Origin of the sequence: Bradyrhizobium sp. LTSP849, from assembly GCF_000938255.1 — a bacterium.
GTDB lineage: Bacteria > Pseudomonadota > Alphaproteobacteria > Rhizobiales > Xanthobacteraceae > Bradyrhizobium.
In genome coordinates, this window is sequence record NZ_JYMR01000016.1 from 1 (window position 1) to 20996 (window position 20996).

The 20996-nt window shown below is 59.1% G+C and carries 19 protein-coding genes; 8 read left to right on the top strand and 11 right to left on the bottom strand.

The features are described from left to right. Positions 1 to 40: 40 nt before the first annotated feature. From tnpC to tnpA, 3 genes are all read right to left on the bottom strand, one after another. The gene (gene tnpC, locus UB31_RS11820) at positions 41 to 1669 is read right to left on the bottom strand and encodes an IS66 family transposase (protein WP_044999807.1); all 1629 of its coding nucleotides are present in this window, start codon (positions 1667 to 1669) and stop codon (positions 41 to 43) included. Positions 1670 to 1739: 70 nt separating this feature from the next. Continuing rightward, positions 1740 to 2087 (bottom strand): IS66 family insertion sequence element accessory protein TnpB, encoded by a 348-nt coding sequence (gene tnpB, locus UB31_RS11825; RefSeq protein WP_044999806.1) that lies wholly within the window; start codon positions 2085 to 2087, stop codon positions 1740 to 1742. Continuing rightward, the gene (gene tnpA, locus UB31_RS11830; protein ID WP_044999804.1) at positions 2084 to 2479 is read right to left on the bottom strand and encodes an IS66-like element accessory protein TnpA; all 396 of its coding nucleotides are present in this window, start codon (positions 2477 to 2479) and stop codon (positions 2084 to 2086) included. Before tnpA ends, tnpB begins: the two co-directional genes overlap by 4 nt. A gap of 133 nt (positions 2480 to 2612) precedes the next feature. Between tnpA and yghU the strand changes: the two genes are divergently transcribed. Continuing rightward, positions 2613 to 3488, top strand: a complete 876-nt coding sequence (gene yghU / locus UB31_RS11835; RefSeq protein WP_045006609.1) for a glutathione-dependent disulfide-bond oxidoreductase — start codon at positions 2613 to 2615, stop codon at positions 3486 to 3488. A gap of 427 nt (positions 3489 to 3915) precedes the next feature. Here yghU and UB31_RS11845 read toward each other — a convergent pair whose 3' ends face one another. Then, positions 3916 to 4593: a glutathione S-transferase family protein gene (locus UB31_RS11845; RefSeq protein WP_045006611.1), complete on the bottom strand. Its 678-nt coding sequence runs from the start codon at positions 4591 to 4593 to the stop codon at positions 3916 to 3918. Positions 4594 to 5044: 451 nt separating this feature from the next. Here UB31_RS11845 and UB31_RS11850 point away from each other — a divergent pair, with 451 nt between their 5' ends. Continuing rightward, on the top strand, positions 5045 to 6370 hold the full coding sequence (locus UB31_RS11850; RefSeq protein ID WP_045006612.1) for an adenylate/guanylate cyclase domain-containing protein: 1326 nt from the start codon (positions 5045 to 5047) through the stop codon (positions 6368 to 6370). A 19-nt stretch (positions 6371 to 6389) separates the two neighbouring features. On the opposite strand, the gene UB31_RS11855 is transcribed toward UB31_RS11850, so the two are convergent. Beyond that, complete coding sequence (locus tag UB31_RS11855; protein ID WP_210168180.1) at positions 6390 to 6944, bottom strand: enolase C-terminal domain-like protein; 555 nt, start codon at positions 6942 to 6944, stop codon at positions 6390 to 6392. Between the two features lie 506 nt (positions 6945 to 7450). Between UB31_RS11855 and UB31_RS11860 the strand changes: the two genes are divergently transcribed. Next, positions 7451 to 8101, top strand: coding sequence for a DsbA family oxidoreductase (locus UB31_RS11860; protein WP_045006613.1), 651 nt, complete (start codon positions 7451 to 7453; stop codon positions 8099 to 8101). Between the two features lie 65 nt (positions 8102 to 8166). Here UB31_RS11860 and UB31_RS11865 read toward each other — a convergent pair whose 3' ends face one another. From UB31_RS11865 to UB31_RS11880, 4 genes are all read right to left on the bottom strand, one after another. Further along, positions 8167 to 8622 carry an SRPBCC family protein gene (locus tag UB31_RS11865; RefSeq protein ID WP_045006614.1) on the bottom strand — a complete coding sequence of 152 codons (456 nt, stop codon included), beginning with the start codon at positions 8620 to 8622 and terminating at the stop codon, positions 8167 to 8169. A gap of 326 nt (positions 8623 to 8948) precedes the next feature. Further along, on the bottom strand, positions 8949 to 9917 hold the full coding sequence (locus UB31_RS11870; RefSeq protein ID WP_045006615.1) for a 2-dehydropantoate 2-reductase: 969 nt from the start codon (positions 9915 to 9917) through the stop codon (positions 8949 to 8951). Between the two features lie 104 nt (positions 9918 to 10021). Next, the gene (locus tag UB31_RS40400) at positions 10022 to 10444 is read right to left on the bottom strand and encodes a VOC family protein (RefSeq protein WP_082078494.1); all 423 of its coding nucleotides are present in this window, start codon (positions 10442 to 10444) and stop codon (positions 10022 to 10024) included. A gap of 309 nt (positions 10445 to 10753) precedes the next feature. Continuing rightward, positions 10754 to 12955: a molybdopterin-containing oxidoreductase family protein gene (locus tag UB31_RS11880; RefSeq protein WP_045006635.1), complete on the bottom strand. Its 2202-nt coding sequence runs from the start codon at positions 12953 to 12955 to the stop codon at positions 10754 to 10756. A gap of 217 nt (positions 12956 to 13172) precedes the next feature. On the opposite strand from UB31_RS11880, the gene moaA reads away from it, so the two are divergent. The 5 genes from moaA (at position 13173) to UB31_RS11905 (ending at position 18250) form a co-directional block, all read left to right on the top strand. Beyond that, complete coding sequence (moaA, locus tag UB31_RS11885) at positions 13173 to 14216, top strand: GTP 3',8-cyclase MoaA (RefSeq protein WP_197087388.1); 1044 nt, start codon at positions 13173 to 13175, stop codon at positions 14214 to 14216. Positions 14217 to 14348: 132 nt separating this feature from the next. Next, positions 14349 to 14567: a 4Fe-4S binding protein gene (locus tag UB31_RS11890; protein WP_245305549.1), complete on the top strand. Its 219-nt coding sequence runs from the start codon at positions 14349 to 14351 to the stop codon at positions 14565 to 14567. 19 nt (positions 14568 to 14586) lie between these two features. Next, the gene (locus UB31_RS11895; protein WP_045011020.1) at positions 14587 to 15966 is read left to right on the top strand and encodes an FAD-dependent oxidoreductase; all 1380 of its coding nucleotides are present in this window, start codon (positions 14587 to 14589) and stop codon (positions 15964 to 15966) included. 150 nt (positions 15967 to 16116) lie between these two features. Next, complete coding sequence (gene pdxR, locus UB31_RS11900; RefSeq protein WP_044999900.1) at positions 16117 to 17583, top strand: MocR-like pyridoxine biosynthesis transcription factor PdxR; 1467 nt, start codon at positions 16117 to 16119, stop codon at positions 17581 to 17583. A 292-nt stretch (positions 17584 to 17875) separates the two neighbouring features. After that, on the top strand, positions 17876 to 18250 hold the full coding sequence (locus UB31_RS11905; RefSeq protein WP_044999901.1) for a nuclear transport factor 2 family protein: 375 nt from the start codon (positions 17876 to 17878) through the stop codon (positions 18248 to 18250). 160 nt (positions 18251 to 18410) lie between these two features. On the opposite strand, the gene UB31_RS11910 is transcribed toward UB31_RS11905, so the two are convergent. Both UB31_RS11910 and UB31_RS11915 read right to left on the bottom strand, forming a co-directional pair. Further along, positions 18411 to 20033 carry a GMC family oxidoreductase gene (locus UB31_RS11910; protein ID WP_044999902.1) on the bottom strand — a complete coding sequence of 541 codons (1623 nt, stop codon included), beginning with the start codon at positions 20031 to 20033 and terminating at the stop codon, positions 18411 to 18413. 92 nt (positions 20034 to 20125) lie between these two features. Continuing rightward, a complete protein-coding gene (locus UB31_RS11915) occupies positions 20126 to 20974 on the bottom strand; it encodes an enoyl-CoA hydratase (RefSeq protein ID WP_082078496.1) in 849 nt (282 codons plus the stop codon). Positions 20975 to 20996 lie beyond the last annotated feature (22 nt).

Consider the following 20996-nt stretch of genomic DNA (forward strand, 5'->3'; position numbering starts at 1 on the left):
GTAAGCATCCGGCGAAGACCGCGCGCGGGTCATTTTCGGCTCAGGCGGCTTGATCAACGTTCCGGATGGCAGAGCGCCAATTCCATGGCAGCAGTTCGTCGAGCCTTTGGACGGGATGCTCGGCGATGCGCGCCAGAACGTCGGCGAGCCAGGCTTGCGGATCGACGTCGTTCATCTTGGCGGTGACGATCAGGCTGTACATCACCGCCGCCCGCTCGCCGCCGCGATCCGAGCCGCAGAACAACCACGACTTCCGACCTAAAGCGATGCCGCGCACGCCACGCTCCGCCGCATTGTTGGACAGGCAGATGCGGCCGTCATCGAGGAAGCGGGTAAATGCGCTCCAGCGCTTGAGCATGTAGTCCATGGCCTTGGCGACATCGTTGCTGCGCGAGAGCTTGGCGCGTTGTGTGCGCATCCAGGCTTCCAGATCGGCCACGAGCGGCGCGCTGAGTTCCCGGCGAACTGCCTGGCGCCTTTCGGCGCTCTGACCGTTGATGGTCCGCTCGATCTCGAACAGGGCGTCGATCCGGCGGACTGTTTCCAGCGCCAGCGGCGAGATCACTGCCGGCCTCTTGCCCTGAGCCTTGCGACGCGCATTCTCGGCCAGATCAGCCATCACGAAGAACGGCCGCCGGGCATGGACCCAGCACGCGGCTTCCAGGATCGGACCTGCGTTGCGGCCCGGTTCGTAAAGCCTGCCATAGCCGCCATAGGCATCGGCCTGGAAGATTCCGCTGTAGTTGGCCAAGTGAGCCTGGGGATGCTCGCCGGCCCGATCGCGCGAGTAATAGAACACCGCGCCCGGCGGGGCCTGCCCTCCAAAAGGCTTGTCGTCGCGCACATAGACCCAGATCCGGCCGGTGTCGGTCTTGCCTTTGGCCAGGACCGGAACCGTGGTGTCGTCCCCGTGCAATCGCTCGGCGCTCAGTACGTAGGCCTCGAGGCGCTTGAACAAAGGTGCCAGCGCCGCGGTGCAGCCGCCGACCTGGTCGGCCAGGGTCGACAGACTGATCGGCACGCCCTCCTTGGCATAGCGCTCCGCTTGCCGGTTCAGCGGCTGATGTTGACCAAACTTCTCGAACAGCACCATCGCCAGCAGGCTTGGCCCCGCCCAGCCGCGGGCAAGCACATGGAACGGCGCCGGAGCCTGGCTGATCTTCTCGCAATCACGGCAAGTAAACTTCTCGCGGACGTGCTGGATCACTTTCCAGGATTTCGGGATCACCTCCAGCGTCTCGGTGATGTCCTCGCCGAGCTTGGACAGCCGCGCGCCGCCACAGCAGGCGCACGCCACAGGTCCCGGCACGATCACCCGCTCGCGAGGTAGATGCTCCGGGAACGGCTGGCGTGACGGCCGCTTGCGCGTGAACGACGCCACCTTCGTGGTTTTGGCCGCGGCCATTTCGGCGGCGAGTTCGTCCTCCGTCGCCGAACTCTCCAGCTCCTCCAGCGTCAGTTCAAGCTGATCCAATAGCCGCGCGGTACGCTCCGAGCGCGGACCATGGCGGTCGCGGTTGAGTTTCTCGATCTGCAGCTTCAGATGGGCGATCAACGCCTGGTCGTCGGACTGCCGGGCACGGGCGGCCGCAGCCTCCGCCCGAGCAACGATCAATGCCGCTTGCAGCGTTTCGATGTCGTCTGGCAGCGATTCAAGGCCGTCACCCATGGCCCCGATGGAATCACAAAAGAGGCGATTTGAGGCGTCTTTTCTTCCGCACCTCAGAACTTTTTTGAGCCTATCCTGCGCTCTGTGGCCGCCACGTGTGCTGCGGATTGCGCCAGTCGATCGCCTCCAGCAGATAACTCATCTGCGCCGCGCTCAGCCCCACCACACCGCCCACCGTCGCCGGCCAGACAAAACGGCCACGGTCCAACCGCTTCGCGTAGAGCGACAATCCAATTCCATCGTGCCACAAGGCCTTGATCAGCGAACCGCCGCGTCCGCGGAACACGAAGACATCTCCGGCGAACGGATCGCGACCAAGGCTTTCCTGCACCAATAATGACAAACCCTGCATGCCCTTGCGCATGTCAGTGTAGCCGGTCGCAATCCAGATGCGTGCGCTCGAAGAGACTGGGATCATCGACGCTCCAGAACCTGCAGCACCCGCGCCAGGGCGGCCGCATCGACGCCCGCATCGACAATCACCCGACGATCCCGGCCAACGACGATCACCATCTGCCCGCTCGTCGCTGTGGCAGCAACCGCCGGCTCGACCTCAGCGGCAAGGACGACCCGCGCAAAGCCGGATTGCTCGCTTTGAGGGCTGATCGGCTCGGGACCGAACGAGCGCCGCCATGTCATCAGCAACGAACGTGATATGCCATGGCGTCTTGCTGTCGACGATATCGCGCGCGGCGCTTGAAAGCTTTCGGTCACGATCCGCAGCTTTTCGTCATCCGACCAGCGTCGCCGGCGACCAGTCTCGACCACCTCAAGCCGTTCAAGCTGAGTACTGCGCTTATGGCTGTCCATAAGGACTGTTACGCACCAATTGGACTAATCCAACAAGGCGGCCCTCGCCGGAGGGAGACGCTAAAGTGATCGATGCGATTTGTCTCGCACTGGCGATTAGACTTGCGGTGAGGAAAGACCTGGAGTTTTGAGAATGACTTCCTCGTTCGAATATGCGCCGCCGAAGGTTTGGAGTTGGGACAAGCCGAACGGCGGACGGTTCGCAAACATCAACCGACCGGTCGCCGGCCCGACGCACGACAAGGAACTCCCACTCGGCCGCCACCCCATCCAACTCTATTCCCAGGGAACGCCAAACGGCGTGAAGGTCGCCATCCTGCTTGAGGAGCTGTTGGCGCTCGGCAACAGCGGCGCAGAATACGACGCCTGGCTCATCAGAATCGACCGCGGCGATCAATTCGGAAGCGGCTTCGTTGCGCTGAACCCGAACTCCAAGATCCCGGCCATGGTGGACCAAAGCGGACCATCGCCGATCCGGGTCTTCGACTCCGGAGCCATCTTGATATACTTGGCCGAGAAATTCGACGCCTTCCTGCCGACCGAACCCGGTGCACGAGCCGAATGCATATCATGGCTGTTCTGGCAGGCCGGAAGCGCGCCATACGTGGGCGGAGGCTTCGGCCACTTTTACGCGTACGCGCCGACCAAGATCGAATATGCCATAGATCGATTCTCCATGGAAACGAAACGCCAACTCGACGTGCTCGACCGGCGGCTCGAAACGAACGAATTTGTCGCTGGCAGCCACTACACAATCGCCGATATCGCCGCCTGGCCCTGGTACGCTGGCCTGACGAGGGGTTGGCTTTACGGAGCGGCTGAGTTCCTTCAAGCACAGGAGTACAGGAATATTGCGCGCTGGGTAGACGCGATCGCCGAGCGGCCGGCCGTCCAACGCGGGCGAATGGTCAACCGCGTCACTGGCGACGCCTCAAGTCAACTGCATGAGCGACATGACGCCAGCGATTTTGAGACGAAAACGCAGGACAAATTGACGGCCGGAAGGTAGCCGCTTGAAGCGGGCACGCGCCGGCGGCACCATTCTGCAACTCTTGAAGGCACAACTAGTGGCACCGCGCTTTAGCAAGTCAAGCGCAGTCGCAGGTCGATTTTCGCCGCTTGAGCGCGAACGAAGATCAATCATCTTCGCAGCGCGGCGGGCTGCACGCCGAGCGTGCCTTGCGATATGCTCCAGGATTTTGTGTTCAGAGAGAGATATCGAAATCGTCCGGCAGCGACTAATGATAGGAAATGGTCATAGATTTTGTCGCATCAACGCCCCGTGCATCTGCTCAAGACCAGCCACGCCAGCGTCGACCAGATCGCCGCTGAAGTTGGCTAAGCTGAAGGCGTGACTCTGCGCCCGCTGCTGCGCCGGAGGCTCGGTTGCGGCGTCCGTGAAATCCGCCGCAACCTCTGAGGTCGGCTTGCCCGCCTCAGCTCGCACCCCTACCCGCCGCTGCGGCAGCAAACAACAAATCCCAGCCGAACCGGGGCGCTGTCGCCTGATAGCTCGGCGTTGTTTGTATCTGCTCCCACCATCGGGCGAAACCGTCTACCGCGAAGACTTCGTTAGCATCCGGGGTCAGTGAAACGAGGCAACAGATCGGAGCGACGTAGAAATCACCGAGTGAGGGACGCTCGCCCGCGATAAAGGCACTACCGCCACGAATTTTCATAAGCTCCTGCAGTACCCGACGGCTGCTAACAATCGCTTGCTTTCTCGCTTCTTCATTCCGCCCGCCGATCAGGTCGGGAAACAAGTGATATCCAGCAGCAGCGATCAGCGCGCCATAACCATAGGAATCAATGATGCCCATCGCCATGCGCATTCGCGCTCGGTCCTTCGAACTATCCGGCGTGAACGACGGGCCCGGCAGCACCTCGTCCAGATATGGCGCGATAGCGCCGGTTTCGATGATGCGGAAGCCATCGTGGTCCAGCACCGGCACTTTACCGAAAGGATGGCGCGCCATGTGCTCGGACTGGCGCGGTTCACCCTTGAGTACATTCACTGGCACCTGTTCGTATCGCGCACCTTTCTCGGCGAGCAGCATCCGGACTGTCCGGACATACGTACTGCCGTCGAAACCATAGAGGACGATTCCAGTCATTCTGTTCCCTCTTGCTTGGACATCGCTCCAGCTTTTTGCATTTGGGCATGTCGCCAGCTCGTCAGTTAAGATGACGCGCACGCCGTCCCTCTGACGGTCCCAACAACGGAACAGCTTCGGCGATTTTGTACGCCCTCGTTCCACTGCACTAGCTTATCTGCGTCGTAGGTTTGCGCTCGAGCGAATTCACGCTAGGCACCGACCGGTATCGCTATCAAACGCTTTTCCGAGATAGCCATATCTCTCATTCAGATTACTCGGCATTCTCGAGGTCGCGCGAACGGTTTGGTCCAATAGCGCTTTCGGGCACCGTGTTACACCGAATGTCTACTTCGCGCCGACACTCGACGTCCTCACAACGACGCGAATGACCCGAACAAGCCTCGCGCAGCAATTTGGGCGGTGTTATCATGCAGCCGACAGAGCTACGACCACTGGGGATGGCCATCAAATGAGCTATTCAGAACTACCGTTGACACGGTACGCGATGAGCGGCGACATAAGTGTCGCTTATCAAACCATGGGGGATGGCCCCATCAATATCATCGCCATCCCCGGTGCCATTTCGCATGTCGAGTTCTTGCACGAGATGTCCGGGTATACGGCGTTCTTGCAACGTCTTTCAAAATTCGCGCGCGTCATCACCTTTGATAAGCGCGGCCAAGGACTGTCGGACAGGATCTCAGGCGCCCCTACGCTCGAAGAGCGCATGGACGACGTGCGAGCTGTTCTGGACTCCGTCGGCGCACAGCGCGCGGCTCTGCTCGGATTTTCCGAGGGTTGCGCAATGAGCGCAATGTTCGCTGCGTCCTACCCCGAGCGCGTTTCGCACCTCGCTTTGTTCGGAGCGTTTGTCCGCTACCGGGATCTTTTTACGGACGCTGATCCAGAGGTGATCGCTCAGGAGCAGATGAAGAATTGGGGGACCGGTGCCCTGATGAAAGGTGTGATATCCAGCAGGGCGTCCGACCCTGACGCTGTCGCGAAGTTTGCCAAGTTTGAGCGCCTGTCGGCGAGCCCCGGCGCAATGAAGGCCACCCAATTGTTAAACTTCCAGATCGACGTCGGTCATATCCTTCCGGCTGTGCGGGTCCCGACATTAGTGCTGCACCGGACAGCCGACGCACTGGTCCCCGTCCGTTTGGGACACGACTTCGCTGCGCGAATTCCCGACGCCAAATATATCGAATATCCCGGCGGGGATCATGCATTCTGGACAGGCGACGTAGAGGCGTTGCTCGGTGATATTGAAGAGTTCATCACCGGGCATCGCGAGACCGCATCGGCCGATCTGGAGCGCATCCTGGCGACCGTGCTGTTCACCGACATCGTCGATTCAACTCGTCGCGCTGCCGAAATGGGCGACCAGAATTGGCGTAGATTGCTGGACAGTCACGATCAGCTGGCACGCCAGATGGTTGAAAGACACCGTGGCAGCCTGATCAAGAGCACCGGTGACGGCATTCTCGCAACCTTCGACGGACCAGGTCGTGCTGTACGTTGCGCGCTGGCATTCTCGGCCGCAGCCAAGCAGATTGGCTTGCCCCTGCGTTCGGGTCTGCATACGGGAGAAATCGAGGTCAGGGGCCGCGATATCGGTGGTATCGCAGTTCACGCGGCGGCCCGTGTCATGGCAAATTCGGAGCCCGAGGAGGTCCTCGTATCCCGCGTCGTCTCGGATCTCGTAGCGGGAGCCGCACTGAAATTTGACGAGCGGGGAGCATATGAACTCAAAGGCCTCCCCGGTCGATGGGATTTGTTTGCAGCCAGCGCGTGAAAGATCAGCGCCGGGAGCATCAGTCCGCCAATACGGACGGGTCGATGGCGAAGCCCCAACCCGGCCTGTTAGGCACGATGCTTGCGCCTCTTTCGTCCCTCACCAGCGGCTCCTGGTAGAGCGCGTCGAACCAATTAATATATTCATGATAGCTCGCGTTGGGCACGCACGCCATGAGCGCGAGGCTCATTTGCGGAAAGACATGGGAAGACACAGGGATATCGAATGCCTCGCAAATGGCCGCGGCTTTTAGGAACTCCGTCGGCCCGCCCATCCTTTGCAGATCAGGCATCAGAATATCTGCAGCCTTGAGCTGCAGCAGTTCAAAGATGCCCTGGTGGTTATACGTGTACTCGCCAGTGGCGACGGGGATATTGATAGCCGCGGCAACCTTGGCTTCTGAATGCGGATTGCTGCCCATGACGGGCTCTTCGTACCAACCGATTTCGAACTCCTCGATACGGCGCGCCAATTTGATAGACGCCTCAGGCGACGCAATCAGTTGCGCGGCATCAACCAGTAGAATGACATCGGGGCCTTTCCCGCTTCTTCGAGTGTTTCGCTCGTCAGCCAATGAGACCATGTCAATCTACGCGGCGCCTGGATCTCCGTTCTGCAGCGAGCCCCTTTATCTCGCTTTTTGGCAAGATCATAGGCGACGATACGAGAGGCCATCATACCCAGGCGTCAACCAACCGTAATCTCCTTGCCGACTGCTCGCTTACGGACGGGGAGGACGCAGCAGCAGTGCCGTGCCCTACCTATTATCGACGTGATCGACAAGCGATCCTGGAGAACTGCTTGTTCTTTGATCGAACCGCGTTTGCCGCCCCCAGAATGAATGGTTATGTCCCTCAGCGTAATTTAGTACGTCTGGCTTTGGGTGGCCGTTGCTTCCGGCCGGTGTCCGAACCCGCTTATGTGTCCGGCCGAAAAGCACATGAGTGTAACGATCTACGGAAGAGTGTGTTTCTGTCCGCAACGGTTCATCCGATGGTTAAGTCACCCTATCTAGCTAATGAGCTCGGGGGCGCGTGGCATCCCCGAAACGTGACCAAGCGAATAGCGAGCGACATTTCCATGACTAAGACGGTCAAGATCGACTTCATATCTGATGTGTCATGCCCCTGGTGCGTAATTGGGCTAGGAAACCTGGATGTTGCCCTGAGGCGATTTGAAGGGCAATTGACGGCTGACATCCGTTTCCAGCCCTTCGAACTCAATCCAGGGATCCCGCCGGAGGGTGAGAGCCGTTTCGACAACGTGGCACGCAAATACAACGTCGGGCGCGAGCAGGCGATCGCGAACCGTGAGCGCCAGCACGCTCTCGCCGCGCAAGTTGGCTTCGACATGGTGACTACCGACGAAAGCCGCTTCTACAACACATTTGACGCGCACCGCCTGCTGCACTGGGCTCGGATCGAAGGGCGGCAGGAAGAGCTGAAGCGCGCGCTGCTCGCCGCCTACCATACCAACATGCAAAATCCCGGTGACCACAGCGTGCTCGTCGCCGCTGCTGAATCTGTTGGCCTTGAAGGCGCGGCTGCGCGCGATGTGCTCACCTCAGGGCGCTACACTGACGAGGTGCGCGACGCGGAAGAAAAATGGCATCGAGCAGGGATAAGCAGCGTTCCCGCCGTGGTGGTCAACGATCGCTACCTAATCACCGGAGCCCAGCCGCCGGAGGCGTTCGAGAAAGCCATCCGCAAGGCCGTGTCCGAGGTCGTCTGACCGGCGCGGCCCCTACGATCGCCGCAGGCCCACCAGGAACGACGGAGCGCAGATACACTAAAGAGTTAGCGGGTTTGACCTTTGACTACATCTGCGAAGCGCGAAAAGAACTCGTCGGCGATCTTCTTCGCCGACCCGCTGATCAAGCGCTGACCCAACTGCGCCAGCTTGCCACCTATCTGCGCCTCTACGCCATAGGATAGCAACGTACCTTCCTCGTTCGCGACTAACGCGACCGTGGCGACGCCCTTAGCGAATCCTGCGATCCCACCCTCACCTTCGCCCGAAATCCGGTAGCTCCTCGGGGGAACGAGATCGCTCAGAGTGACTCGCCCCTTGAATCTCGCCGAGACTGGGCCGACCTTCATCTTTGCAATTGCACTAAACTGATTGTCCGCCGACCTCACGAGCTCTTCGCAGCCCGGAATGCACACCTTTAGAACATCCGGATCATTCAGTTTCTCCCACACAGTTTCCCGGTTCGCGGCAAGTTGGACCTCTCCGGCCATCGTCATGGGCATAAGACGTAACCTCCAATGAAGCCGCCGTCGGGCACCTCTGGCAACATGCGAGCGAGCCAGCCGCAATACAGACCCAACGGCGTGTTATCCAAGTAAATCTGCATGTGATAACCGGCGTTAGGTTCAAAATGCTGCTCAACTGATGTCGGTAGTGACAGACACCCTCTTTATAAACTTCATCACCCGTGTTCGCGAAGGTCAAACGAATAAACACGATCCTCTTATCGCCGAAAGCGATTGGTCTTTTGTCGCTTCACGGATCAATTCAATCAATGCGAGGGTCTGACGTGTACCATCTGCGGCACTCGCAGTGCAGTTCACGTGCGCTATTGTAGCGTGATAGCGTGCGATCGGGGCAGACGGGCTGCCGCGTGTCTCTGCTCGAGGGCCTTGATGTGCGTATAGGCAAGCATCAATGTGCGATGCTCAATGTCGGCGTCGATCGCCTTGTTGAGCATGAAGCCCAGGATGTGATCGACCTCTGTCGACCCACCGCGTTCGACGTCGCGCAGCATCGACGTCGCGTATTGCGACTCCCGCTGCGAGAACGTCTCTTCCCACAGTTTCATAAAGCTATCGCTAGGCGCGTGGCCGTTGGCGGCTGCCACCGCGGCACCGCACCGAAGCTGTTCAAGGAAAAGCTCACGGCCATAGGGAGTGCGAACAATCTCGCCGACATTCGCGCGCATCAGGCAGGTCATCGCAGCAGCCGTCGAGAGGTGGACGATCTTCTCCCACATCCGTTGCACGATGTCGGTTACCGCGAAGGCTTCGACGCCTTTCGCAGCAGCAAATAGAGCCGCCAGCGTTGTCACGCGTTCCGTCATCTGGCCAGATTGCTCGCCAAAAGTGAGCGTCCGCCAATCGTTGAATTGGCGGATCGCGCCGCTCGGCGTGAGGGTTGCTTGAATCTTGGCAGTACCACCGAGCACGCGGCGCTGACCGAATCTTTGGTTCAGGAGGTCGATATGGGCAATACCATTCAGGAATGGCAAGACGTAGCCGCTCGGTGCCACGGCCGGCGCGATCGTCGCTATGGCCGCATCGAGGTCGTATGCCTTGCAGGTCAGAATTACTCCGTCGAAAATCGGTGCCACTTCGGACGCGACCACTGTCTTCACAGCCAACTGCGCATCCCCGAATGGGCTCTCGAGCCGTAACCCTTGCTCGGAGAGGATTTTGCGCCGTCCTTCCCGGACGAGGAACGTGACATCGGCACCACTTTCGGCCAGACGGCCGCCAAAGTAGCCGCCAATGCCCCCGGCACCAAGAACCAGAATCTTAGGACTTCTCACGAAGGTCTTCCTTTTGACACGCCGGGCTTGGCACGACGGAACGGGGCATCACTAGAGAGGAACTTGATCGATCGCCGGAGCGGCGTTCACCAACCGGAGCTCGGCTAACCGGTGGCGGGAGACACGCAGGCAAACTCAATCCGGATGCCGCCTGGCTCTCGTATCATAAAATGGAATTTCGGACCCTTGCCCGACCTTTCCGGCGCAAACTCAATCTCATTACCAGGCCACGCCGCGACACACGCGTGCAATGCGTCAAGCGCCTTGTGATCCACAACCTTCAACGCAAGGTGATGCAGACCGAGATTACGGCGGCGCTCGAACGGCACGCAGGTCTCCGGATCCTCGACTTGCCAGAGTGTCACAATGGCATTTCCGTCCGATACGAAGGCTGCTGGATAGCTTGGATCCTCTCCAACAACCCGCCAACCAAGGCAATCGCAAAAGAACTTCCGCGTCAGTGCAAGATCCTTTACGGTAAGGCCTACGTGATCGACACCGATCGTTAGCGGCACATTCTCCTGCATTGCAGCTCTCCAGACGCTCACACGAACCTGCGGCGCGAGCAGCCACGATACGCAGATCTAAGCCGTCAGGCTAATGCGAGTCGTCACTGACTTGAAGAGCCGTTACTGGAAAGACACTGTTGCTTCTAACGGAACATTGGCTGGTTCGTCGATCCCAAGCCAAGCGGTCGGAGATCGGACAATTTTGCGAGCCTTGGGCAATCGGTATTTCCTCTAACGCCGTGTTAGGTGCGGCGTCATGCTGATTATTCCCGCCAGCAGGCCCGCAACTATCAAGCTGCGGACCCACAAGCGCATGTTGTCAGACGGCTAGGCTCTCACCAACGCGACCGGCTCAGGCTCATACATGCTCCGTGCGGCATTCCTGCCCACGATCCGCTCCACCTGAACGAGATTGTCCGAGAACGTAGGACAGTTGCCCATCCCACCGAACCGAGCTGCGGATACGCTATTGACGGTACCTTCTTCGTTATGCGTCCGCCAATAGCCGACAGTAGCGACAACCAGTCCGGCCTGAACGTCATCGGTGATATGGGCGACGCCGTGGAAGCCGCCCGTCTTGTTGTACACCTTCACCTTGTCGCCGTGCTCGATCATACGCTCAGCGGCGTCCTGCGGGCTAAGGAGAACGAACTGATCTCCCTGCAGTCTCCGCTTCTTGGGTTCATTGGCGTAGTTGGTATTGAGAAATGCGTGGCTTTTCGGGGCTATGATGCTCAGAGGATAAAGCTTGGCAAGTTCAGGTTCGTCAGCCGCACTCTCATAGGGCCTGGTATAGCCGGGAAGCGGTTCGATCGGCTCGCCGCTTTGCATTTCGTTGTAAAGCTGGCGAAACGGCGGTGCCACGAAATTTGTGGCACCGGTCAGCAGGATCTCACACTTGCCCGACGGCGTCTTGAAATTTCCCTCTGCGTGAGGCGTTCGCGTATCGGCCGGACCCAAGTTCAACTTGGCAAAGCCTTGCTTCCGCAGAAGATCCATATCGACACCCGCTACCTGCGGCGCGGTCCAGTCGATCGTGCTTTCGGCCAACTCGAGATCCGATTTCAGGAACTCGGGGTCGGTCAATCCCATCGTCTTCGCAAGCCTGCGGAAGATTTCTGCATTCGAGCAGGCCTCACCGGGCGGCTCAATGGCCTTCTGATTGAGCGTGAGGTAGTAGTGTCCCCAGGAGAACATCATGTCATCGTGTTCGGCGGCCATCGTCGCCGGCAAGATGATATCTGCGTAAGCCGCGGTGTCGCTTATGAAATGATCGGCGACGACAGTGAATAGATCGTCGCGCTGAAGCCCTCGGACGATCTTGTCGACGTCCATCGCCTGGGTCACGGGATTTGTATTGTAGACCATGATCGAATTGATCGGCGGATCAAGCTTGGTCTCGCCAAGCAGCGCTTCGCCTAGCTTGAGCAGATTTACCACCCGCGTGCCGGGTTTGATCCAATCGGGGCGACAAATCGCTCCGAAGTTTACGGGGAATTCCCATAGCGGTGCTTGATAGATGCCGCCGGCGACGTCCTTCCAGGCACCGGTCAAGGCGGGAATCGCGATGACAGCACGGATGGCCTGGGTGCCGCCTGCGGTACGCTCAAGCGCCACACCGATGCGGATCGAGGCGTTGCGCGACTTCGCGTATTCGCGCGTCAGTTTGCGTATGTCATCGGCACGGATGCCGGTGATCTTCTCAGCCCACTCCGGCGTGCAGGTTGCCGCGTGCCCCTTGAGCTCCGGATAACCAAGAACATACTTGTCGACATAATCGTGATCGACCAGGTCTTCGGCGATCAACGTTTGGATCATCGCCATAGCGAGAGCGCCGTCGGTGCCGGGCTTCGGCGCGATATGCCAATCGGCCTGCTTGGCTGTGCGCGACCGGTACGGATCGATAACAACGACCTTTGCACCCTTTTGACGCGCCTCGGTGACGAAGGGCCAATGATGCAGGTTGGTGCTAAGGGAATTGCAGCCCCAGATAATGATGTATTTCGAATAGGCGAAGCTTTCCGGATCCAACGCATTCGTGGGCCCGACCGTGAGGAGCCAAGCGGTGGAAGAACCCGATGCACAATAGGTCTTCTCGCAAACGGTAGCGCCGAGTCTGTTGAAGAAGGCATCGCCGACCGTCAGCCCCTGCACGAGGCCCTCATTGCCGAGATAGCTGACTGGGAGGATGGCCTCTGCACCATTGCTTGAAATGATCTTCGTCCAGCGATCTTTAATTTCCGCGAGCGCTTGTTCCCAGCTGATCCGCACGAAGGCCCGGCTGCCCTTCGGCCCGTTGCGCTTCAGGGGATACAGCACGCGATCGGCATTGTAATGGCGATCCGCGTAGTCGTTGAGCTTGACGCACAAGCCGCCGCGCGTGATCGGGTGCTTGGGATTACCGCGGACGTTGACCAGTTTGTTACCTTCCACCGTATAAATCATTGCGCAGGTGTCAGGACAGTCGTGGGGGCAACCGCCAAAGAATTCCTTCGTGCTCGCCTCTTTGGTTTGGATGCTGGCAGACATCGGCATATTCCTTCTACCGTCCGGTTAAGGGAAATCTGCGCTTGGGACTTACGGTCACCAAGAGCGGCCTTTTGTAGTTAAATCCAACGACTCAATCGAATTGAGTACCGGTTGCCCCGAATCTCTTGGTGCCGGCTCGCCTTTGCCATTCGCTCCGGACTCAGACCTTTCATTTGCACCGGTACTTCACCAGGCCAGGCCCAGGGACCGATCATCGGTGAATCCCTGGTTGTGCGCATTGCGTGTCGACATGAAATCGCGGCGGCATCATATGAAATCGCAAGCCCCACTCCTGGTAGACACATTCGGGCGCCGAATTGAGTATTTGCGGCTTTCGGTCACCGACCGATGCGACTTGCGCTGCACCTACTGCATCCCAAGCGGATTCCGCGGATTTCAGGAACCAGCGTCCTGGTTACGGTTCGATGAGATCGAGCGCCTGATCTCGATCATGGCTCCTCGTGGACTGAAGCGTATCCGCCTCACGGGTGGAGAGCCGCTCGTTCGGCGGGACCTGCCGAATCTGGCGGCAAGACTTGCGGCAATACCGGGCATCGACGACCTATCTTTGAGCACCAATGCGACCCGCTTGCAGGTTCTCGCCGCACCTCTGCGAGAGGCCGGAGTACAGCGCATCAACGTCAGCTTGGATTCTCTGCGTGCCGAGCGCGTCGCCGCAATCTGCGGCCGCGATGTCCTCGCCGATATCTTGGCCGGTCTCGAGGCGGCGAAACAAGCCGGCTTCGCGCCGATCAAGATCAATATGGTCGCGATGCGGGGCGTGAACGATGATGAAATCGATGAGATGGTCGATTTCTGCATCGAGCAGGGATTTGTTCTTCGTCTGATCGAAGCGATGCCGATGGGCGCAACAGGCCGGAATGCCCAATACCTCGACCTCCAACCTGTCCGGCGCCGCCTGCAGCAAGAGCGCGGTCTCGTCGCAGCCGACGTGCCCGGCGGCGGACCGGCCCGGTACATGAAAACGCCAGATGCACGATTGAGCATCGGCTTTATCACCCCGCTATCTGAACATTTCTGCGCCACCTGCAATCGCGTGCGGCTGGCAGTCGACGGGACAATGTATCTCTGTCTGGGTCAGCGTGAGCAGCTGGCATTCGGCCCACTCTTGCGTCGCGGCGTCAGCGACGACGAGATAGTGGGGGCACTTCGCTCGGCCATGAGCCTAAAGCCGGAGCGCCACGAGTTCAATGAGAAGCCTGAGAAGATTTCACGAATCATGGCCGCGACGGGCGGCTGATGCACTGCGAAAACGACGTTCGAATGAGGAGCGACCATGCCCCATGTGGTTACTGGGAACTGTAGCGACTGTCGGTTCACGGATTGCGTTCTGGTCTGCCCGGTAGCGTGCTTCCACGGGGATGATCATCGCATGTATATCGATCCCATCGCATGCGTTGATTGTGCGGCCTGCGTTCCGGCCTGCCCGGTTCACGCGATCAGCGAAAGCGCGGACCTTTCGCAGGACCAGCAGATGTGGGTTCAAATCAACGCTTACAAATCCGGCAACACACCTGTGATCCGGAGTAAGCAAACGCCCTTAGCGGGCGCCGAGGAGCGGCGCGCCGCCCTCGGCTACGGTCCCAGCTAGACACATTGAGCCGGTCGCCGTGAACGCAATTGGATCAGCAGACAACCCCTTACGGGTAGCAGTCATTGGCAGCGGGCCAAGCGGTTTCTACGCGGCCGAAGCGCTGCTGCAGTCCGAGCACACAACCGAGGTCGATATTCTCGAACGGCTCCCGGTCCCTTATGGTTTGGTTCGTTATGGTGTCGCACCTGATCATGCGCGCTTGAAGGACGTCGCCAACACCTATGCGGAGATCGCTCGGGATCCCCGTCTCTCGTTTGTCGGCAACGTCACATTTGGCAAAGATTTCACCCTGCGCGAGCTGGCAGATTGCTACCACGCAGTGATCCTTGCGACGGGAGCAGCGACCGACAGAAAGCTTGGTATTCCCGGCGAGGATATTCAGGGAAGTCACGCCGCAACGTCCTTTGTCGGATGGTACAACGGACATCCCGATTACCGCGATCTTGTGTTCGATCTCTCGGGGGGCTCCGCCATTATCATTGGTCAAGGTAACGTCGCAATCGACGTCTGCCGCATCTTGGCCAAATCGCCGGATGAACTGCGAAAGACAGATATCGCAGCACATGCGCTGGATGCTTTGGCTGAAAGCCGCATTCGTGAAATCCATCTGATTGGTCGCAGAGGACCGGTTCAGTCGCGCTTCACCAGCAAAGAGTTGCGCGAACTCGGTCAACTGTCTGAATGTGATCCGTCTGTAGACCCCAATGACCTGCTCCTGAGCGACGCTTGTAAATCTGAACTGGCCGATGTCCGTGAGCCCACCCGCGCACGAAATTTCGATGCATTCCGGAGCTTCGCCTCGCGGCAGCAGGAGAAGCCGAAATGCTGCCGAATCCACTTCTTTCTGAGCCCAAGAGAAGCGCGGGGAGAGCATAAACTCGAAGAACTCGTTCTTGAGCGAACGCGGCTCGTTGGCGCCGCTGGCCGCCAGGAGGCGGTCGGGACCGGGCAGACGCTGTCCATAAAAGCCGGGCTCATGATCCGCAGTGTTGGCTACAGCGGTCGTGCTTTAGAGGGCATTCCCTTCGATGATGCGCGCGGCACGATTCCCAACCAGAATGGCCGCGCCGAAATGACACTAGCCGGCAAATGCCCTGTTTATGTCGCCGGGTGGATCAAACGTGGACCAACCGGCATCATCGGCACCAACCGGGCCGATAGCTTGGCAACTGTTGCGACCCTTCTTGCCGATTTGCCGACCTTTGGGTCTCAGCAGAAGCCGGGCCGGGAGGCATTCGCTTTCCTCTTGGCGCAGCGGGCGACGCGATCGGTATCGTTTCAGGGGTGGGAAATGATCGATCAAGCAGAGAAGGCCCGCGGCACGCCCTTCGGCAAGCCGCGGGAGAAATTCACGAGAATTCCCGAAATGCTTGCAGCAAGCACCGGCCGGCCGTAGGCTTACTCTCCGGTACGACCGAGGGCTACCACCCGGGAGTGCCGAAATCCCAAATTGTCTACGAGCTTTGATCGCAACAAGCAGTTTGACAGACGCACTTACCGACAGGCCTCTTCGCTAAGTACCGGCTGTCAAACGATGGAGCAGCAGATGCAGTTGGCTCTTGAAATTGACCTATCCGCTGCGTCATTGCAAAATCAGGTTTTCAAGCAAATCCACGGTTTGATCGTGTCTGGCCGACTCAAACCCGGTGCACGCCTTCCCGGTACCCGTGCCCTCAGTGAGCAGCTCGGGGTCTCGCGCAATACAATCATACTCGCCTATGAAACGTTGACATCCGAAGGCTATCTGGAGTCCCGGGAGGGCGCCGGAACATACGTGTCGACGACGCTTCCCGACAACTCTCTCTCGGTTGCGAGTGCTTCGAACCACGATGCCACCTACCATAAGCCGGTTCACTTGTTCGTTCCGGTTGCCGACGATGCAAAGCGATCCGTGGCCGCCAGTGAAATCGTCTGCGACTTTGCACTCGAGAGCACTGATCCGGCCTGCTTTCCGCGCAGCGTATGGCGCCGCCTAACGAATTGGCGCATGCAATCGTCAAAATTCAACTTGACGTATTCCGGTACGCCCAAGGGACTTCGGGATTTGCGTGAAACGCTTGCCGTGTATCTTGGCGCTTCGCGCGGCATTTCATGCAACCCGGATCAGATCGTCATCGTCACCGGCGTTCAGCAGGCGTTGAATGTCGCCGCCCACCTGTTCGTCCGCGCGGGTACGACAGTGGCGATGGAGGCACCAGGCTGCCGGACAACAGCGGACCTTTTTCGGGCCTATGGCGCACATATAGCGCCTGTTCCTGTCGATCAAAGCGGGATCGTTGTCAGACACTTGCCGCAGTCCCGGAACGGCCTCGCCTTTGTCACTTCAGCGCGTCAGTATCCGATGGGCGTCATGCTGTCGGCTTCCCGACGCGACATTCTGCTGAGCTGGGCCGATCAAACGGACTCTCACATTGTCGAAGTCGATTTCGACACCGAGATCAGGTATCAGGGCTCACCGCCGCCACCTCTGAAGAGTCTCGATACCTACGGGCGGGTCGTCTATGTTGGCTCTTTTGCAGCTTCCATCGGCCCAGGGCTGAGAGTGGGCTACATGGTCCTACCGCCGCATCTGGTTAATCCAGCCGTTCACGCCGCTTCATTGCTTGATCACGGCTTTCCGTGCACCGGCGTTCCTTGGCTCGAGCAGGCGGTGCTGAACGATTTTATCGAAACCGGTGCCTTTGAAAAGCATCTGAGAAAAATCCGCAAAACATATATGGCGCGGCGCGACTGCTTGATTTTGGCGCTTCAAAAGCATATCGGATCCGTCCAGACAAATCCGGTACATTGCGGCACGCACTTGGTATGGGAGTTGCCGCCGGATTTGCCGAGTGCCGTCGAATTGCAGACGCTCATGCTGAAGCAGCAGATCGGCGTTTACACGTTGCGCGACCAGAATATCGGCGACGCGGATTACCTTGAGAATTGCGACAGATATCTTCTGCTGGGGTTTGCGGCACTTTCGGAGCCGGCCATCGAAGAGGGAATTTCGAGGCTCGCCAAGGTGCTTTGACGCTCTCCAAGAAATGAAGCCGGCCATGATGTCTGGCTCCTGCGCTTGCGCGAAGCAAATTGCGCGCTTACGCACCGCGCTGGAAGAGCGCCAACCTGCTCAACATTGGCCGTGAACCGGTACCATCCGCTTTGCTCGCACCGGCGCTGTGAGGAGCACTCGTGTCTCACTAGTTTGTGGTTGGAAATTGCGGGCGAGCTCCTACTGCGACGGCGCCGGCAGTTAGGGGCGCCGGCGGGCGTTTTCCACTACGGCCATGGCGCTGCTGCTAGATATCACAAGGGAGCAAAAGATGAGTGGCACGGCTACGAATTTGAGCGACTATGAAGCCATCACGAAGGTCGTTCAACACTATCTGGACGGCGCCAAGTCGGGCAAGGGAAGCGATATGAAACCCGCCTTTCACAAGGACGCTACGATCTTCGGGTATGTCGGATCCGACTTGTTTGCAGGCCCTATTCAGGGATTGTTCGACTGGAACGACAAGAACGGCGCCGCCACCGGAATCCAATCTCGCATTTCGGAAATCGACATCGTCGGCACGATCGCGAACGTGCGCCTGGAGATCGACAACTGGAAGGGATCGCGCTTCACCGACATGTTCACGCTGCTGAAGACAGATGGGAAGTGGCAAATCATGAACAAGGTCTTCCACCTTCACAGCTGATTTATGACCTGCCCAAGAGGCCTCCACGATGTCGATCTCGTGGATCGGCGGCTCTTGCAGGGTTCATTTGCAGCTCCTCTCCCGCGGAATATGACCTTTTCCGAGGAGCACCTGAACCCGGCTTCCCGCCGGGTTCTTTTTAAGGACCGTCAGCGCCGACTTAGGCATCCCACAGAACAAAGTTCGCGCCTTTGTCGGCAATCATGATTGTCGGCGTATTCGTGTTGCCCGAAGTTATCGTCGGCATCACCGATGCATCGATAACGCGCAACCCATCCAGACCGATCACGCGCAGGTGCCGATCCACAACGGCCAGCGGATCGTGCTCTAGGCCCATTTTTGCGGTGCCAACTGGATGGAAGATGGTCGTTCCGATGTCGCCGGCTGCCTTGGCAAGAGCAGCTTCGCTGTCATCGACCGACGGACCTGGGATATACTCCTCCGGGCGAAAGCGGAGAAGCGCCTGCTGCTTCATCAAGCGGCGCGTAACGCGAATGGCGTCGGCCGCCACGCGGCGATCTTCGTCGGTCGAAAGATAGTTCGGGGCAATGACAGGCTTCGCCGACGGATCCGTCGAGCGCAAGCGGATGGTGCCGCGAGAAGTCGGCCGAAGATTGCAGGCCGCAACCGTGATCGCAGGAAAGCGGTGCAACGGTTCCCCAAACTTATTGAGTGAGAGGGGCTGCACGTGGAATTCGATGTTTGCTCGATCGAAGATACGCGATGAGGTTGTAAAGATCCCGAGCTGCGACGGCGCCATGGTAAGCGGACCACGGCGAAACAATGCGTATTCGAGGCCCATGAGCGCTCGCCCAATCGGCGAGTGATAGGTCTCGTTGAGTGTCTTGACGCCATGGACCCGGTAGATCGCTCTCTGCTGCAGGTGGTCTTGCAGATTGCGGCCAACACCAGATCTGTCGGCGACAGTCGTAATGCCAAGTTCGCCGAGCCATTCCGCCGGCCCGACGCCGGATAGTTGAAGGATCTGGGGCGAACCGACCGAGCCGGCACATAGGATCACCTCGCCTTTCGCACGAACATCGGTCGTCCGTCCATGCTGCTGGAATCGGACACCCACAGCACGCTTGCCGTCGAAAAGCACCTTCTCGACCAAAACGCCTGTTTCGAGACGCAGGTTGGCACGATGAAGTACCGGCTTCAGGAACCCGCGCGCCGACGACCAGCGAAAGCCGCGCTTCTGATTGACGTGGAAGTAGCCCACACCGGTATTGTCTCCGGTGTTAAAATCGGTCGTTGCCGGGATGCCCATCTCGACGGCCGCTTTCGCAACATTGTCGAGGATATCCCACCGCACGCCGGGGCGTTCCACACGCCACTCGCCGCCAACTCCATGATGTTCAGTTTCACCCAGGAAATGATCATCAAGGCGTTTGAACACCGGACGGACATCGTCCCAACCCCAGCCGGTGAGACCGAGTTGGCGCCAGTGATCATAGTCTGACGCCTGACCGCGCATCGAAATCATGGCATTGATCGCGGACGAGCCGCCGATCACCTTGCCGCGGGGATATTTAAGGGACCGCCCGTTCAGCCCCGCTTCGGTTTCTGTCTCGAACATCCAGTCCGAACGTGGATTGCCGATCGCAAACAGATAACCAACCGGAATGTGAAACCAGATCCAGTTGTCCTTGCCACCGGCTTCCAGGACAAGAACCCGCTTCCCTTTATCGGTCGACAATCGATTGGCGACAACGCAGCCGGCAGACCCGGCTCCCACGACAATGTAGTCATAGTCGCCATCCAGTTCACTGCTGGAAACCACCGTCTTCTCCAATTGTTGAGGGGTTGCGGTACCCCGCGCGCGAGCCCTTGCACGTCCGGATCACAGACCGAAGCACCCGGAACAGTGAGCAGTCAGCGGTGGCGGAAGACCGGCGCCCGCTTGTTGACGAAGGCGTTCATGCCTTCCTTCTGCCCTTCGGTCGCAAACGCTGCTTGAAACAGAAGACGCTCATGCCGCAACCCTTCCGAAAGGGGCCCTTCGAACGCCCGATTAACGGCTTCCTTGGCCATTTTGACGGCCGGCGCGTTGTAGCCGGCGATCGTATGCGCGGCCTCCAGCGCAACTTGCATGAGATCGCTGCTCGGCACGACACGCGCAACGAGACCGACAGCCTTCGCCTCGGCGGCCCCGATGGTGCGGCCGGTCAGAACAAGATCCATGGCAAGCGATTTGCCGACCGCACGTGTTAGCCGCTGTGACCCTCCAATACCGGGCAAGATACCGAGCTTGATCTCCGGTTGTCCGAATTGTGCGTCTTCCGACGCAATGATGAAGTCGCAAAGCAGCGCCAGCTCGCAACCGCCACCAAGCGCAAACCCGCCGACCGCCGCTATGATCGGCTTGGAAATGGATTTGACGTCATCCCACGGTCCGAGAAAGTCTTTCATGTAGAAATCGGTGAAGGGCTTCTCGGCCATTTCCGCAATGTCCGCTCCGGCCGCAAAGGCGCGCGCGCTGCCGGTGATCACGACCGCTCCGACCCGATCGTCGACATCGAAGGCTTTCAATGCCGCCAATGTCTCGATCGCCAGTTGCCCGTTCAGGGCGTTCAAACTCTTTGGCCGATTCAAGGTAATGAGGCCCACACGATCGCGGCGCTCCACGATAATCGTCTGCGGCGAACTCGTCTCGGGTGTTGCGGCCGGCGGTTCTGAAGGGGATGGGCTGTCTTTGCGGATGGGGGCGACAGTATTGCTCATGGCCTGTTTCCTACGTTTGGGG